Here is a 14,395-nt window from a genome sequence, read left to right on the forward strand (position 1 = left end):
ATGGGAGACAAGGTTCTGACCGCCAACAGGCTGACCGACGGCATCGCCGTCTGGCTCGATGCCAACGGCACCTGGGTGACGTCGCTGCAGGATGCGCTGGTCGCGCGCCATGCCGAGGCTGTTGCCGCGCTGGAGGCGATCGGCAAGAAGTCCTATGCCGATAATCTGGTTGTCGATGTCGCCGTGGTTGACGTGCAGGAGACCGATGGTGTTCTCTGGCCACTGCGCCTTCGCGAGCGCATTCGTGCGCAGGGTCCGACCATGGAATACGCGCCGGGCTACAAGCCCGCCGATCCCGCATTCATTGCAGTCTGAGGAATACGATGTACCGTTACGACGAATTTGACCACGCCTTTGTCGCCGAGCGCGTCGCGCAGTTCCGCGATCAGGTCGAGCGCCGTCTGTCCGGCGAGCTGGCCGAGGATGCGTTCAAGCCGCTACGCCTGATGAACGGCGTCTATTTGCAGTTGCACGCCTACATGCTGCGCATCGCCATTCCCTACGGCACGCTGAATTCCAAGCAGATGCGTATGCTGGCGCATGTCGCGCGTACCTATGACCGCGGCTACGGCCATTTCACCACGCGCCAGAACCTGCAGTTCAACTGGCCGAAGCTGTCTGATATGCCCGACGTGCTGGCGGAACTCGCCACCGTCGAGATGCACGCGATCCAGACCTCGGGCAACTGCATCAGAAACGTTACCGCCGACCACTTCGCGGGTGCCGCCGCCGATGAGGTCGCCGATCCGCGTCCTTACGCGGAAATCCTGCGCCAGTGGTCTTCCGTCCATCCGGAATTCTCCTTCCTGCCGCGCAAGTTCAAGATCGCCGTCACGGGTGCGGAGCGCGACCGCGCCGCCATCCAGGTTCACGACATCGGTCTGCATCTGAAGAAGAACGACAAGGGCGAGATCGGCTTTGCCGTCTATGTCGGTGGCGGCCAGGGCCGTACGCCGATGATCGCCAAGCTGATCAAGGACTTCCTGCCGGAAGAGGACCTGCTGTCCTACACCACCGCCGTCATGCGCGTGTATAACCTGCACGGCCGTCGCGACAACAAGTACAAGGCCCGCATCAAGATCCTCGTCCACGAAACGGGCGCCGAGGAACTGGCCCGCCAGGTCGAGGTCGAGTTCGCGGCGCTGAAGGACACCGAACTGAAGCTGCCTGAAGCCGATGTCGCCGCCATTACCTCCTATTTCGCGCCGCCGGCTCTGCCTGAGCGTGCCGAAGGCTGGGAAAACCTGGCACGTTGGAAGAAGGCCGATCCGGCGTTCTCCCGATGGGTCCACCAGAACGTCCAGCCGCACAAGAACCCTGATTACGGCATGGTGACGATCTCGCTGAAGCCGATCGGTGGCATCCCCGGCGACGCTTCCGACAGCCAGATGGATGCGGTCGCCGATATCGCCGAGGAATATGCTTTCGACGAGATCCGCGTCAGCCACGAACAGAACCTGATCCTGCCGCATGTGGCCTTGGCCGATCTCGAGAGCGTCTATCGCGGCCTGGTCGCCATCGGTCTTGCCGAAGCCAATGCCGGCCTGATCACGGATATCATTGCCTGTCCCGGCTTGGACTACTGCGCGCTCGCCAATGCGCGATCCATCCCTGTCGCACAGGAGATTTCCCGTCGTTTCGGCAACCCCGAGCGCCAGGCAGAGATCGGCGAGCTGAAGATCAAGATCTCCGGCTGCATCAATGCCTGCGGCCACCACCATGTCGGCCATATCGGCCTCTTGGGTGTGGAAAAGAAGGGTGCTGAACTCTACCAGATCACGCTCGGCGGTTCCGGCGACGAGCACACCTCGATCGGCGAAATCATCGGCCGTGGCTTCGAGCCGGAAAAGGTGACGGATGCGATCGAAAAGATCGTCGACACCTATCTCGGCCTGCGCAACGATCCGTCCGAGATCTTCCTCGATGCCTATCGCCGCGTCGGTCCGCAGCCCTTCAAGGATGCGCTCTACGGTGATTCCAAGGCGGAGGCGGCGTGATGACCAGGATCTGGAAAGAGACCGGCTTCGTCGAGAACGATCCGTGGGTGATCGAGACGGAAGAGGTGAAGGCGGGCGAGGGGCAGAAGCCTCTGCTCAGCCTCGACGAACTGGTGGTCAAGGCCGACGAGAGCAACGAAATCGGCTTCGGCGTGCTGATCAAGCCCGCAGACGACGTGCGCAGGCTCGAGCCCTATCTCGATCGTCTCGAGCTGGTGGCGGTGGCATTTCCTGCCTTCAACGACGGCCGTGCCTTCAGCCATGCCTCGCTGCTGCGCGAGCGCCTCGGCTACACCAGTGGGCTGCGCGCGGTCGGCGACGTGCTGATCGATCAGGTGCCGTTGATGCTGCGCTGCGGCATCGACAGCTTCGCGGTGACCAACGAGACTGCGATAAAGCGTCTCACCGAGCGGCGCCTGCCGGAGATTCCGCATTATTATCAGCCGACTGCGCGTGACGCGGAGCCGGGCAAGGGCTATAGTTGGCGCCGTCAGGCGAAGCCGGCGGCGTAGAGCCGGCTCGCCGTTTCAGAATTTGCGGAACGGTGCAATGAAGACTTTCGAAATCGCGGTGATCGGCGGCGGACTGGCCGGAATGATCGCCGCAATCGCCCTTGGACGCGGCGGACGCAACGTTGCACTCGTTGCGCCGCCGGCCCCAAGGGAAGACCGCCGGACGACGGCGCTGATGGATCAGTCGATCCGCTTCATCGACCGGTTGACGCTCTGGGAGCGCCTCAAGCCGTCTTCCGCGCCGCTTTCGAGCATGCGCATCATCGACGGCACCAACCGGTTGCTGCGCGCCCCGACCGCGACCTTCCGGGCCGCCGAAGTCGGGCTGGAAGCCTTCGGCTACAATTTTCCCAACAAGGCGTTGATAGATGTGCTGGACGAGGCCGCGGCCGCCGAGGGCAACATCACGCGTTTCACGGCCTTTGCCGATGTGATCGACGTCAGCGAAGACGCCGTCGTCATCTCGCTCGACAATGGCGAAACGCTCACCGCCGATTTCGCGATCGGCGCCGATGGCCGCAAGTCGAAGCTGCGCGAGACCGTTGGTATCGACGTCAAGACATGGTCGTACCCGCAATCGGCCATGGTGCTGAACTTTCAGCATTCCCTGCCGCACGAAAACATCTCCACCGAGTTCCACACGGAAAACGGCCCCTTTACGCAAGTGCCGCTCCCCGGCAATCGCTCAAGTCTTGTCTGGGTGCAGAGCCCGTCGGATGCTGAGACGCGCAGCGAGCTTTCGCTGGCCGAACTCAGCAACGTGGTTGAGGAGCGCATGCAATCGCTGCTCGGCAAGGTGACGGTCGAGGAAGGTGTGCAGATCTGGCCGCTGTCGGGCATGATGGCGCATCGCTCGGGCAAGGGCCGGGTGGCGCTGATCGGCGAGGCCGCGCATGTGTTTCCGCCCATCGGCGCGCAGGGGCTGAACCTCAGCCTGCGCGACGTCATGGGGCTGACCGACATCCTCTGTGATCGGCCGGAACTGCCGATATCGAAGGATGCCGGCAGCCAGTTCGACCGCAAGCGCCGCGTCGATATCATGACCCGCACGGCAAGCGTCGATGTGCTGAACCGTTCGCTTCTATCCGATTTCCTGCCGATGCAGGTGCTGCGCGCAGCCGGCCTGCATATCCTGGCCGCCGTGCCGCCGTTCCGCAGCATGGTGATGCGCGAGGGTGTCGAGCCCGGGCGTGGACTGCGCGCGATCCCGGATGCGATCAAGGAACATCTACGTCGGAAGAAAGCCTGACTTCATCGCGATCAGGAAGAGCGATACGGTCACCACTGACAGCGTCGTGGTGATCAGGATCGTGGCCGACGCGCGCTCCTGCCAGACGCCGTAGAGCTGGCCGATGACGAAGACGTTGGTCGCCGTCGGCAGTGTGGCGAGCAGTACGGCGGCGTAAATCCACACCGGATCGAAGCCGCCGACGGTCGTCAACGCAAGGTAAACGACGATGGGGTGGATGATCAGCTTGGCCGGAACGATGTAGCTGATTTCAACCGGAATACGCCGCATCGGCCTCAGCGCCAGCGTGACACCCATGGCAAATAGCGCACATGGAGCGGCGGCCTGCGCGAGATAATCGATGAAGCGCTGAAAGGCCGCCGGCTGCGGTATCTCGAAGCCGGCCGCGACGAAACCGAGCGCCGTCGACAGAATGAACGGGTGCAGTGCCACCTTCCGCGCGATATCGAATGCCAGCCGTCCGCGCGAACGCTTGTCGTCACCCGATGCCGCCATCATTGCCGGCGCGACGATGAAGTGAAACGCATTCTCGATGCAGACGATCAACGCTACCGGCACGGCAGCCCCTTCGCCGAGCGCCACCAGCGCAAGTCCGGGCCCCATGTAGCCGATATTGCCGTAGGACCCGGCAAAAGCCTGGATCGTGCTGTCGGCAAATGAATTGCGGCGCAGGAACCGGCCGATCAGGAACATCGCGATGAAGATCGAATAGGTGGCGGCGAGATCCGTGACGATGAAGTCGATCCGCGTCAGATCCTCGAACGGGGTGCGCGACACCAGCTTGAAATAAAGCGCGGGCAGGGCGGCATAGACGATAAAGGTGTTCAGCCACCCCATCGCCTCGGCCGGCTGCTTGGTGACCTTGGCGGCGATGAAGCCAATGAGGATCAGGCCGAAGAACGGCAGGAGAAGACTGACGATGTCGGCCAAGGGTCATTCCAGTGCTGGGGCCGATCTGGCGCGATAGGCGGCCAATACGGCTTGTCTGCGGGAGGAGCCTAGGCTTAGCCGATTTTCATCAGGATTGGAAAGGTCTGCTGGAACCAGATTGCGGCATCGCTGACGAAACCGAAGATGAAGGCGAGGCCGGTCAGGATCAGGAACACGCCCATGACCTTCTCCACCGTGCCGAGGTGGCGGCGGAAGCGCGTAAGGAAGCCCATGAAGGCGCCGGAAAAGCCGGCGGCGATCCAGAAGGGGATGGCGAGCCCGAGCGAATAGACGGCAAGCAGGCCGGCACCAGAGCCGACCGTTTCGCGCGAGGCGGCAACACCCAGGATGGCGCCGAGTACCGGGCCGATGCATGGCGTCCAGCCGAAGGCGAAGGCCAGCCCCATCACATAGGCGCCCGTCAGCGTCGCCGGCTTGCCGCTTCCCTGGAAGCGTGCTTCCCGCGCCAGAACGCCGATGCGGAAGACGCCAAGGAAGTTCAGGCCCATGACGATGATGATCAGCCCGCCGATCTTCGAGAGAAGATCGAGATGCTGGCGCAGCGCCATGCCGATGCTCGATGCACCGGCCCCGAGCGCCACGAACACTGTCGCAAAGCCGAGTGTGAAGAACAGCGCCGAAAACAGCACGCCGCGGCGCACATCCGGTGCAACAGTCACCGCGCCGCCGCCCCTGAACTGCTCGACGGAAATGCCGGCCATATAACATAGATAGGGCGGCACCAGCGGCAGCACGCAGGGCGAGAGAAATGACAGGGCGCCGGCAAGTAAGGCACTCAACAGGGAAATATCGGCAATCGACACGCGGTTCTCCGGCGCAGGGCATTCGAGCGCAGTCCTAGCGCAGCGGGTGGCCCGCCGCCAATCACCTTTTTGCGTCTCGCGTCTCGGGAGCTTGCATGGGCCGATACAACCTGTGTTAATTGTCTGGCAATTCGGATGCCCTAATATACTCTCATGCGGATCAGCGTCATCACCAACTGGGCCTACGGAGTGACGGTTGTTCTGACCGTTCTCTCAGGCTCTGCCTTCATCCTGTCTGCCACTAGTGCCACGCGCGAACGGATCGCGGTCGAGGAGCATCTGGCGCTGGACGATCTCGCCGACGGTCTGGCGCTCGGCGCCGAAGAGCGCACCGACGAGGCGCGGCTCTATGTCATGCGCGATGATATCAGGCACCTTGATGCCTTCCAGGGCAAGGAAGGCGAGGAGCGTCGGCGCGAACGCGCAATCAGGGGTGTCCGCGACTTGGGCGCCACGCCTATCGAGTTGCAGGCGCTTGAGGATGTGGAGAAAAACGCCGACGTTCTCGACAAGATCGAGGAGGAGGCGATCGCCGCGTATCGCAACGGCGATCAGGCGGGCGCCCGCCAGACCCTGTTCGGCCCGGAACATGACCGACTTCAGACTGCATTGCTCGGCGCCGTCACGCGCTTCCGCGATCTCGCGAACGCCCGTACCCAGGCCGTCATGCAGGACACGCAGCTGCGCAGCGACCGGTGGGGTTTCATCGCCAAGGCGCTGCTCGCCGTTACCGCGGCTCTCTTTCTGAGCGTCCTCTATTTCATCCTCAAGCGCCGTGTCGCCATGCCGTTGATGCGGATGACCGGAATCGTCACGCGCCTTGCCAAGCAGGATTACGCCGTCGACGTGCCGCTCGATCGCCGCCGCGACGAGATCGGCGAGATGAACGAAGCGATCCACATCTTCCGCGAAAACGGGCTGGAGCGCGATCGCTTGGATGCCGAGCGCCGGCGCGACCAGCAGACGAAGGACCTGATCCTGCAGATGATGCACCGCCTGCAGGCCTGCCAGGCGCAGGAGGAGCTGGCCGAAGTCGTGACGCTCTTCGCTCCGCAGATCTTTCCCGATCTCGCCGGCAACCTATACATCATGAATGAGAGCCGCTCGACATTGTCGCGCATCTCCTCATGGCACGAGCCGCAGCGCTCCGATCAAGTGTTTCCCGCAACGGCCTGCTGGGGTCTGCGACGCGGCCGCCCGCATGTGAGCTCGCACGAGCACGGCGACATCAGCTGCCAGCATCTCGATCAATCCGATACGATGGGGCTCTGTGTTCCCTTGACGGCGCAGGGCGATGTCGTCGGGCTTCTTTATTTCGAGGAGCGGCCGCAGGGCCATATGGAGGCGGAGGCATCGCGCCTCTATCTAGAGCTGATCGCCGAGAACATCGGCCTCGCCGCCGCCAACCTGCAGCTGCGCGACAAGCTCACCAACCTCTCCATTCGCGACGCGCTGACGGGTCTCTATAACAGGCGCTCGCTCGACGAGGACATGAACCAGCATGCGCGCAACCGCGAGCTGGCGCAGCTCAGCTGCATGATGGTCGATATCGATCACTTCAAGCGCTTCAACGACGAGTTCGGCCATGACGCGGGCGACGAGGTTATGCGCTACGTCGCGCAAACCATACTCGATACGATCGGCGACGCCGGCCGCGCCTACCGCTTCGGCGGCGAGGAGTTCACCGTTCTGCTGCCCGATGTCAGCGATGCAGAAGGCTTCGAGATCGCGGAGCGGCTGAGGTCCAATATTCGTGGTCTGGCGCTCTCGCATCGCGGCCGCATTCTCGGGCCGATCTCGGTATCGATCGGCGTCGGCTCACTGGCAGAGGGCGCTGCCGTCTCGACATTGCTGACACGCGCTGACGCGGCGTTGCTGGAAGCCAAGGCCCAGGGACGAAACAGGACCGTCATGGCCTCTGTTCTGGTGCCGGATAGCAAGATGCGCGGCTCGGCCTGAAAGGCGAGGTAATCGCTTATTTCCGCGTCGATCCAAGCCGCACCAGAACCTCATCCGGAATGCCGTAGCGTTGGATAACGTCGCGGCTGTTGCGCAGCCCGCAAATCTCGCGCTGGACGAAGAGATCCCATACGGCATCCGCCGCCTTCCTGAGGCGCGCGTCGCGATCATCCTGGCCATGGCGCGCCGGATCCCAGCCTTTCAGCTCGGCCAATGCCGCCTCGGCCTTCAGCCCGCTGCGTCCAAGCGAGTTCGCCCGCTCCGCTCTCAATTCATATTCGAGAACATTGAACCCGCCCTCGACCGAGAAGGGCTGCCTCAGCGATTGCGGCGGACGAACGGTCATGAACATGCCCCTTAAGCTCGCGCACAGATAGGCTGCCGGCGAGCGTCGCTCGGTTGACGAATGCCGCGATAGATTAGGGGTGATCGGCTCGCCGGTAAAGACGCTCGCCGAAGCATGCGAGATGCCTCTGGCGAAATCTCGTCATTGAAAAGCAACGGAAATCCCGAGACGCAACGAGCCACCTTACTTGGCGGCAGCGTTGCCAACCCGGTTGCCCGCATTCTGCGTTGCGTCAACGGTGTTGGCCGCATCCTTGCCCATGCCGCGGATCGTATTGCCGCAGGAGCTGAGGGCCAGCATGACGCAAAGAGCAGCTGCGATCTTCGTGGTGATGGAGGAAGTCATGTCACAATCCTTTTCGTGAAACCTGTGACACAACGCACGGCGCGGCTGCTGGTTGCATTCCATGGCAGTTAACGCCTACCTGTCGCGCTATGGCTGCTCGCGCATCCCAGGCGTCGCTTCGCGCTCGTCGGCATCTTCCAGGTCCGTCTTCACGATGAAGGCATCGGTATGTTGTCTTGCCGCCTCCCTGAGCGCCTCGAGGTTCGGCACATCATCACCCTCGATCTGGTCGCCGCCATGATTGATCTCATGCTCGGCCTGCGACCAGTGCTCCTCGTGCCGTCCCTCAGGTCTGCCTTCGCGCTCCCAGATGGCATGGGCGCGGTCGCGAATGTCTTTCTCACGGTCTGACATGGTGTTCTCCGATGTTTTCCATCGCTAGAACTGGCGGCAGCGTCAAATGTTCCGCATGCGGTCGAGTGGTTTTCCATCCCTCGCAAGAAATGTGCCTAATGCACAGGAAAGGTGGATTTTTCAGTTGACCGCAATGGGGCGTCTGCATATGTTCCGCGCACTTCCAGACGGGGCCCCTCAGAGATGCCTCGCGACACGGGAGAGCGTAGCTCAGCTGGTAGAGCAACTGACTTTTAATCAGTAGGTCATGGGTTCGAGCCCCATCGCTCTCACCATTAAATCAATTCGTTAGAAGATTTGTGGTGTTTTGCTCGCGGGTCGGAAAATCCGCAACTCTCAAATTTGGGATCAGCCCCGAGTTGCTGGAGCGCCTTCGGCTCAACGATCGCCGTAAATGCACGAGCAGCAATAAAGTTCCCGAAAAATATTTAATAAAATCAATCGGTTCAATCGCATTCGCGGCTTAACAAATCGATCCCTGGCCCTAAATCTCCCTTATACAAGGAGATGACCATGACCAACGTGATCGAACACACCAATAGCCGCAAGGTGCTGCGTGGCCGTGCCTATAGTCTTACGGAGTTCTCGCGCAAATACCGGCTCGGCCAGGATGAAGCCGTTCGCCTGTTCGAGAAATTCGGTCCATCCGCGACCGAACTCGATCTGCTGATGGCCGCCAAGCGCCGTCCGCCCGTCTCGCTGGAATCACTTGGCGCCTGATCGGCGCCATCCGCGCCCGGGGCAGAATCACGAGGGCCATCACCGCTCGCGAGTGGTGATATGAGGTGTTCGCCCAGCTGGAAACTCGACTTTCATTACCAAGATTTCATTTCCATTTGACGTTGCTGCGTGCCAATGCGGTCAACTTGCTAATCCTGCGTTCAGCTTCAGATCGTTATTCCCGAAGCTGACAGTCGTATTGGCTGTATCTGACCGAGGCTGCCCGCATGAACGATATGACAACGCCCAATAAACCCCAGAGCACGAAGCCCCAGAGCACGGCAACCGCCGATCTCGCCGCTGTCCTTGCCGCTTCCCAGCAGAAGCAGAAGGGCCGGTGGTGGAAGCGCTCGTTGGTTTCGCTCGTCGTCGTCGCGGCTTTGGCAGGCGGATTCTATCTGTATTCGCGCCAGGGCGGCAGCGAGGTGAGCTACACCACGCAGCCGGTCAAGAACGGTGACTTGACCGTGCTTGTGACCGCCACCGGATCGGTGCAGCCGACCGAGCAGGTCGATATATCGAGCGAACTGTCAGGCACCGTGCGCGACGTCAACGTCGACTATAACAGCGAGGTGAAGGCCGGCGACGTGCTCGCGGTGCTCGACACGATCAAGGTCGAGGCTGACGTGAAGAGCACGCAGGCGAAGCTCGATTCGGCGAAGGCGAACGTCGTCAAGGCTACCGCGGATCTGGAGTCCGCCAAGAGCTCCTACGATCGTTATCGCAACCTTGTCCAAAGCAACGTGACGACGCAGCAGAGCCTCGAGGATGCGCGCTACAAGTACGATTCGGCGGTCGCCACGAAGGAGATCAACGAAGCGGCAGTGCTGTCGGCGGAAGCCGATCTGCAGCTCGCCCAGGTCAATCTCACCAAGTCCAAGATCGTCTCGCCGATCGACGGCGTCATTCTCACACGCTCGGTCGATCCGGGGGCGACGGTGGCGGCCTCGCTGTCCGCGCCTGTTCTCTTCGTCATCGGCGGCGACCTCAGGCAGATGGAGTTGCAGGTCGATGTCGACGAGGCCGATGTCGGCCAGATCGCGGTTGGCCAGAAGGCGACCTTCACGGTCGATGCCTATCCGGATCGCACATTCCCGGCCGAGATCAAGCAGATCCGCTTTGCCTCGGAGACGACGAACAACGTCGTCACCTACAAGGCCATCCTTTCCGTCGACAATGCCGATCTGCTCTTGCGCCCGGGCATGACCGCGACCGCCGACGTCACTGTCGAAGCGGTCAAGAGCACGCTGATGGTGCCGAATGCCGCCCTGCGTTACGCACCGCCGGCCACGGAAACCAGGCGCAATCGGGGCCTCTTCGGCATGTTCGCTCCCCCACGCATGGGTCCTCGCGGCGGCAATCAGGGTGGCGGCGAGACCTTGACCGGCGCCAAACGTCGCGTCTGGGTGCTGAAATCCGGCAAGCCATCGCCTGTTGTCATCCAGGTCGGTTCTTCCGATGGCCAGTTCACCCAGGTGACGTCAGGCGATCTCAAGGAAAACGAAGCGATCATCACCGATTCGACCGAGCGGTCGAGATAGCAGGCGTATTATGACAACGCCGCCTCTCATCGAGTTCAGCAAGGTGTCCAAGATCTACGGTCGCGGCGAAGCCTCGATCCGTGCGCTCGATCATGTCGATCTCGCCATCCGCGAGCACGAATTCGTCGCGATCATGGGGCCATCGGGCTCCGGCAAGTCGACGGCCATGAACATTCTCGGCTGTCTCGATGTCCCAAGCGCCGGCGACTATCTGTTCCAGGGCATCTCGACCACCGGGTTCGACCGCGCGCAATTGACGATGCTGCGCCGTCACATGCTGGGCTTCGTCTTCCAGGGCTTCAACCTCCTGCCGCGCACGTCGGCAGTCGAGAATGTCGAGCTGCCGTTGATCTATCGGGGCATGCCGGCGGCCGAGCGGCACCGGCTGGCGAAGGAAGCGCTTGGCCTCGTTGGCCTTGGCGGCCGTGAACATCACAAGACACAGGAGCTCTCCGGCGGCCAGCAGCAGCGCGTCGCCATCGCGCGCGCCATCGTCACCCAGCCATCCCTGCTTCTCGCCGACGAGCCGACGGGTAATCTCGACACCAAGACCAGCATCGAAATCATGGACCTGATGACGCGGCTCAATCGCGAGCAGGGCATCACCATCGTCATGGTCACGCACGAGCCTGACATCGCGGCATATGCACAGCGGCTGCTGCGCTTCGTCGATGGAAAGCTGGAAGCGGAAACGGCGCATCAGGGAAGGGCGGGTCATCATGTTTCTTGAGACGGTCAAGCTCGCGCTGCGCGCCATCAGCCGCAACATGTTGCGTTCGTTTCTCACGGTGCTTGGCGTCGTCATCGGCGTCGCCGCCGTCATCGCGCTGGTGACGATCGGCAACGGCACCACTGCGCAGGTCACCTCCGAGCTGTCGCGTCTCGGCACCAACATGCTGTTTGCCCGCCCCGGCCAGTTCGGGCCCGGCCGCGCAAGCTCCGAGGCACGGCGCTTCACGGTTGCCGATGTGGACGCCATCAGCGAACAGGTGAGCGGGCTGCGGGCCGTGGCGCCGCTCAACCAGACGACCGCGACTGTCATCTACGGTGGCCAGAGCCACTCGACGACGGTGATGGGCACGACAAACGACTATTTCACGGCGCAGGACTGGGATATCGCCTCCGGCCGTACCTTCGACGCCGCCGAAGAGCGCGGCCGCGCGCGCTGCATTCTCGGCGAGACCGTCCGTTCGCAGCTCTTCGGGTCCGCCGATCCGATCGGCCAGCAGGTGCGCGTCGGCAAGGTCTCCTGCGGTGTCATCGGCGTATTGGCCAAGCGCGGGCAGTCCGGCATGGGCACCGACCAGGATGATGTCGTCATCGTGCCGATCAAGGTCTACCAGCGCCGTATCGGCGGCAAGGCCAATGCCAATGTCTCGATGATCCTGATCTCGGCGCGCGATGGCGTTGCGACATCCAAGGTCCAGTCGGACACGGAAAACCTGCTGCGCGAACGGCGCAAGATCATTCCCGGCCGCGAAGACGATTTCAACGTCAACGACATGACCCAGATCGCAGCCGCGATGACCGGCACGACGACGCTCCTCACCAGCCTGCTTGGCGCGGTGGCCGCGATCAGCCTTCTCGTGGGCGGCATCGGCATCATGAACATCATGCTGGTCTCTGTCACCGAGCGCACGCGCGAAATCGGCATTCGCCTGGCGATCGGTGCGCTGGAGCGGCAGGTGCTAATGCAGTTTCTGGTCGAGGCGGTGGCGCTGTCGATATTCGGTGGCATGAGCGGCATTCTGCTGGGGCTGGGGCTCGGATTCGGCGCCGTATCGCTACTCAAGGTGCCGTTCGTGGTGAGCCCGACAATGATCATCGTCGCGTTCGCCTTTTCCGCTGCGATCGGCATGATTTTCGGCTATTTCCCGGCGAGGCGAGCCGCCCAGCTCAATCCGATCGATGCGCTGAGGCACGAATAAGCCGCTGTAAAATAACGGCTCTCGCTGCGGCCTAATATATCATGGCAACCTGCCATTGAATCCGTTAACGCGGGGCTTATGATATATCAGCTCGAATCACGGATCCGCGATGCCGAACTCCTCACAGAGCCATCTTGCCTATCTGGCGTTGGAACATGCCATCGTGACCCTGGCGTTGACGCCTGGTGCGCTCGTCAATGAAAAGCAGCTGATCGATCTCTCCGGACACGGCCGCACGCCGGTGCGCGAGGCGATCCAGAAGCTGGCCTGGCAGGGATTGATCGTGGTGAAGCCGCGCGTCGGCCTGCAGATCGCCGAGATCAAGCCGACCGACCACGCCCATGTCATGCAGGTTCGCCGCGAACTCGAGCCGATCGCGGCCGCGCTCGTTGCCGAACAGGCGACCGACGGGCAGCGCAACCAGCTGGTCGAGTGCGCGCGCGCCATGAACGACTGCGCCGTCAGCGGCGATCTCGCCGGCTTCTTCGCGGCCGACAAGGCATTTGATGAGATTCTCGAAGAATCCTGTCCCAATGCCTTCATCACCTCGGCGCTCGGCCCGGTGCAGACCCATTCGCGCCGCCTCTGGTATTCGAAGGCCAGCCCGGAGCGCATGGATCGCTCGATCTCTCTGCACGTCGCCGTTATCCGCGCGATCCAGCAGGGCAACGCGACTGAAGCACGCAAGGCCATGACAACGCTGATCGATTATCTCGGCCAGAAATGAAAACGGCCCCGTTTCCGGAGCCGTTGTTCTAAGGATGTGACACGGCGATCAACCGACGAAGGCGCGCTCGATGACGAACTGCGCCGGCTTGCTGTTGGCGCCTTCCTCCAGCCCAGCCTGCTCAAGCAGTTCCTTGGTGTCCTTCAGCATCGCCGAAGAGCCGCAGATCATGCCGCGGTCGATCTCGGGATCGAGCTTGGGAACGCCGAGGTCGGTGAACAGCTTGCCTGAGGAGATCAGGTCGGTGATACGGCCGCGATACTCGAAATCCTCGCGCGTCACCGTTGCGTAGTGCAGCAGCTTGTCGCCGACCACTTCCTGCAGAAGTTCGTCGTTCTGGATCTCATGAACCAGATCGAAGCCATACTTCAGTTCGGCTATGTTGCGCGTGGTGTGGGTCAGGATGACCTGATCGAACTTCTCATAGGTCTCCGGATCGCGGATCAGGCTGGCGAAGGGCGCGATGCCGGTGCCGGTCGAGAACATGTAGAGACGACGGCCGGGCGTCAGAGCGTCGAGCACCAGCGTACCCGTCGGCTTCTTGCGCATCAGCACCTGATCGCCAGGCTTGATGGCCTGCAGATGCGAGGTGAGCGGACCATCGGGAACCTTGATGGAGAAGAATTCGAGTTCTTCGGCCCAGGCGGGGCTGGCGATAGAGTAGGCGCGGAAGATCGGCTTGCCGTCGACCATGAGACCGATCATCGCGAATTCGCCCGAGCGGAAGCGGAAACCTTCAGGACGCGTCATCGTGAAGCGGAACAGGTTGTCCGTGTAATGCGTGACGCTGAGAACGGTTTCGGCGAATACGCCGGCAGGGATTGGGGCTGCGAATTCTTCGGTCTTTGCAGGGGCGTTCATTGCGGTATCGGATCCCGTAGTTCGTCGATCATCAATTCGATGCGAGCGAGATATTACAAATAGGCGGCGGATTAAAGGTATTCCATTCCCTCTGTGGCGAGT

General features: G+C 62.0%; 15 protein-coding genes, 1 tRNA gene and 1 pseudogene. 11 read left to right on the plus strand and 6 right to left on the minus strand.

The genetic code is table 11. The features are described from left to right. Genes ACVTFQ_RS07015 through ACVTFQ_RS07030 form a run of 4 tightly spaced genes read left to right on the plus strand, consistent with a single transcriptional unit; the run spans window position 1 to window position 3,758 of the window. Window positions 1-315, plus strand: a complete 315-nt coding sequence (locus ACVTFQ_RS07015) for a DUF2849 domain-containing protein (protein ID WP_111561437.1) — start codon at window positions 1-3, stop codon at window positions 313-315. Window positions 316-323: 8 nt separating this feature from the next. Then, a complete protein-coding gene (locus ACVTFQ_RS07020; protein WP_111561438.1) occupies window positions 324-1,997 on the plus strand; it encodes a nitrite/sulfite reductase in 1,674 nt (557 codons plus the stop codon). After that, window positions 1,997-2,509 carry a DUF934 domain-containing protein gene (locus ACVTFQ_RS07025; protein ID WP_111561439.1) on the plus strand — a complete coding sequence of 171 codons (513 nt, stop codon included), beginning with the start codon at window positions 1,997-1,999 and terminating at the stop codon, window positions 2,507-2,509. The genes ACVTFQ_RS07020 and ACVTFQ_RS07025 overlap by 1 nt, the downstream gene beginning before the upstream one ends. 37 nt (window positions 2,510-2,546) lie before the next feature. After that, window positions 2,547-3,758, plus strand: coding sequence for a UbiH/UbiF family hydroxylase (locus tag ACVTFQ_RS07030; RefSeq protein WP_111561440.1), 1,212 nt, complete (start codon window positions 2,547-2,549; stop codon window positions 3,756-3,758). Here ACVTFQ_RS07030 and ACVTFQ_RS07035 read toward each other — a convergent pair. Together ACVTFQ_RS07035 and ACVTFQ_RS07040 are read right to left on the minus strand one after the other, a co-directional pair. Then, complete coding sequence (locus tag ACVTFQ_RS07035; protein ID WP_111561441.1) at window positions 3,738-4,688, minus strand: AEC family transporter; 951 nt, start codon at window positions 4,686-4,688, stop codon at window positions 3,738-3,740. The genes ACVTFQ_RS07030 and ACVTFQ_RS07035 overlap by 21 nt on opposite strands. 74 nt (window positions 4,689-4,762) lie before the next feature. Further along, window positions 4,763-5,512, minus strand: coding sequence for a cytochrome c biogenesis CcdA family protein (locus ACVTFQ_RS07040; RefSeq protein ID WP_018899958.1), 750 nt, complete (start codon window positions 5,510-5,512; stop codon window positions 4,763-4,765). A 153-nt stretch (window positions 5,513-5,665) separates the two neighbouring features. On the opposite strand from ACVTFQ_RS07040, the gene ACVTFQ_RS07045 reads away from it, so the two are divergent. Beyond that, window positions 5,666-7,471, plus strand: coding sequence for a diguanylate cyclase (locus tag ACVTFQ_RS07045; protein WP_112436299.1), 1,806 nt, complete (start codon window positions 5,666-5,668; stop codon window positions 7,469-7,471). Window positions 7,472-7,487: 16 nt separating this feature from the next. Here ACVTFQ_RS07045 and ACVTFQ_RS07050 read toward each other — a convergent pair whose 3' ends face one another. From ACVTFQ_RS07050 to ACVTFQ_RS07060, 3 genes and pseudogenes are all read right to left on the minus strand, one after another. Further along, a complete protein-coding gene (locus ACVTFQ_RS07050; RefSeq protein ID WP_111561549.1) occupies window positions 7,488-7,817 on the minus strand; it encodes a DUF6665 family protein in 330 nt (109 codons plus the stop codon). 183 nt (window positions 7,818-8,000) lie between these two features. Beyond that, window positions 8,001-8,162 carry an entericidin domain-containing protein gene (locus tag ACVTFQ_RS07055; RefSeq protein ID WP_018899955.1) on the minus strand — a complete coding sequence of 54 codons (162 nt, stop codon included), beginning with the start codon at window positions 8,160-8,162 and terminating at the stop codon, window positions 8,001-8,003. 87 nt (window positions 8,163-8,249) lie between these two features. Continuing rightward, a pseudogene (locus ACVTFQ_RS07060) lies at window positions 8,250-8,507 on the minus strand (DUF2934 domain-containing protein); the annotation flags it as partial. Window positions 8,508-8,715: 208 nt separating this feature from the next. Between ACVTFQ_RS07060 and ACVTFQ_RS07065 the strand changes: the two are divergent. The 6 genes from ACVTFQ_RS07065 (at window position 8,716) to ACVTFQ_RS07090 (ending at window position 13,432) form a co-directional block, all read left to right on the plus strand. After that, window positions 8,716-8,791, plus strand: a tRNA-Lys gene (locus ACVTFQ_RS07065). Window positions 8,792-9,029: 238 nt separating this feature from the next. Then, window positions 9,030-9,236 (plus strand): hypothetical protein, encoded by a 207-nt coding sequence (locus ACVTFQ_RS07070; protein ID WP_018899952.1) that lies wholly within the window; start codon window positions 9,030-9,032, stop codon window positions 9,234-9,236. Window positions 9,237-9,463: 227 nt separating this feature from the next. Continuing rightward, window positions 9,464-10,777 carry an efflux RND transporter periplasmic adaptor subunit gene (locus ACVTFQ_RS07075; protein WP_111561443.1) on the plus strand — a complete coding sequence of 438 codons (1,314 nt, stop codon included), beginning with the start codon at window positions 9,464-9,466 and terminating at the stop codon, window positions 10,775-10,777. 10 nt (window positions 10,778-10,787) lie between these two features. Continuing rightward, window positions 10,788-11,507, plus strand: coding sequence for an ABC transporter ATP-binding protein (locus ACVTFQ_RS07080; protein WP_018899950.1), 720 nt, complete (start codon window positions 10,788-10,790; stop codon window positions 11,505-11,507). Further along, entirely contained in the window at window positions 11,497-12,705 is a 1,209-nt protein-coding gene (locus tag ACVTFQ_RS07085; RefSeq protein ID WP_018899949.1) for an ABC transporter permease, read from the plus strand. Before ACVTFQ_RS07080 ends, ACVTFQ_RS07085 begins: the two co-directional genes overlap by 11 nt. A gap of 109 nt (window positions 12,706-12,814) precedes the next feature. Continuing rightward, window positions 12,815-13,432, plus strand: a complete 618-nt coding sequence (locus ACVTFQ_RS07090; protein WP_111561444.1) for a GntR family transcriptional regulator — start codon at window positions 12,815-12,817, stop codon at window positions 13,430-13,432. Between the two features lie 48 nt (window positions 13,433-13,480). Here ACVTFQ_RS07090 and ACVTFQ_RS07095 read toward each other — a convergent pair whose 3' ends face one another. Beyond that, window positions 13,481-14,293 carry a ferredoxin--NADP reductase gene (locus ACVTFQ_RS07095; RefSeq protein WP_047510339.1) on the minus strand — a complete coding sequence of 271 codons (813 nt, stop codon included), beginning with the start codon at window positions 14,291-14,293 and terminating at the stop codon, window positions 13,481-13,483. Window positions 14,294-14,395: the final 102 nt, after the last annotated feature.

The sequence above is a fragment of the Rhizobium sp. O111 genome (assembly GCF_055616315.1).

Bases quoted from the DNA above. Each gene is read 5' to 3' on its own strand.
- ACVTFQ_RS07015 (WP_111561437.1), top strand. From the start codon at position 1: ATGGGAGACAAGGTTCTGACCGCCAACAGGCTGACCGACGGCATCGCC.
- ACVTFQ_RS07020 (WP_111561438.1), top strand. From the start codon at position 324: ATGTACCGTTACGACGAATTTGACCACGCCTTTGTCGCCGAGCGCGTC.
- ACVTFQ_RS07025 (WP_111561439.1), top strand. From the start codon at position 1,997: ATGACCAGGATCTGGAAAGAGACCGGCTTCGTCGAGAACGATCCGTGG.
- ACVTFQ_RS07030 (WP_111561440.1), top strand. From the start codon at position 2,547: ATGAAGACTTTCGAAATCGCGGTGATCGGCGGCGGACTGGCCGGAATG.
- ACVTFQ_RS07045 (WP_112436299.1), top strand. From the start codon at position 5,666: ATGCGGATCAGCGTCATCACCAACTGGGCCTACGGAGTGACGGTTGTT.
- ACVTFQ_RS07050 (WP_111561549.1), bottom strand. From the start codon at position 7,817: ATGACCGTTCGTCCGCCGCAATCGCTGAGGCAGCCCTTCTCGGTCGAG.
- ACVTFQ_RS07055 (WP_018899955.1), bottom strand. From the start codon at position 8,162: ATGACTTCCTCCATCACCACGAAGATCGCAGCTGCTCTTTGCGTCATG.
- ACVTFQ_RS07070 (WP_018899952.1), top strand. From the start codon at position 9,030: ATGACCAACGTGATCGAACACACCAATAGCCGCAAGGTGCTGCGTGGC.
- ACVTFQ_RS07075 (WP_111561443.1), top strand. From the start codon at position 9,464: ATGAACGATATGACAACGCCCAATAAACCCCAGAGCACGAAGCCCCAG.
- ACVTFQ_RS07080 (WP_018899950.1), top strand. From the start codon at position 10,788: ATGACAACGCCGCCTCTCATCGAGTTCAGCAAGGTGTCCAAGATCTAC.
- ACVTFQ_RS07085 (WP_018899949.1), top strand. From the start codon at position 11,497: ATGTTTCTTGAGACGGTCAAGCTCGCGCTGCGCGCCATCAGCCGCAAC.
- ACVTFQ_RS07090 (WP_111561444.1), top strand. From the start codon at position 12,815: ATGCCGAACTCCTCACAGAGCCATCTTGCCTATCTGGCGTTGGAACAT.
- ACVTFQ_RS07095 (WP_047510339.1), bottom strand. From the start codon at position 14,293: ATGAACGCCCCTGCAAAGACCGAAGAATTCGCAGCCCCAATCCCTGCC.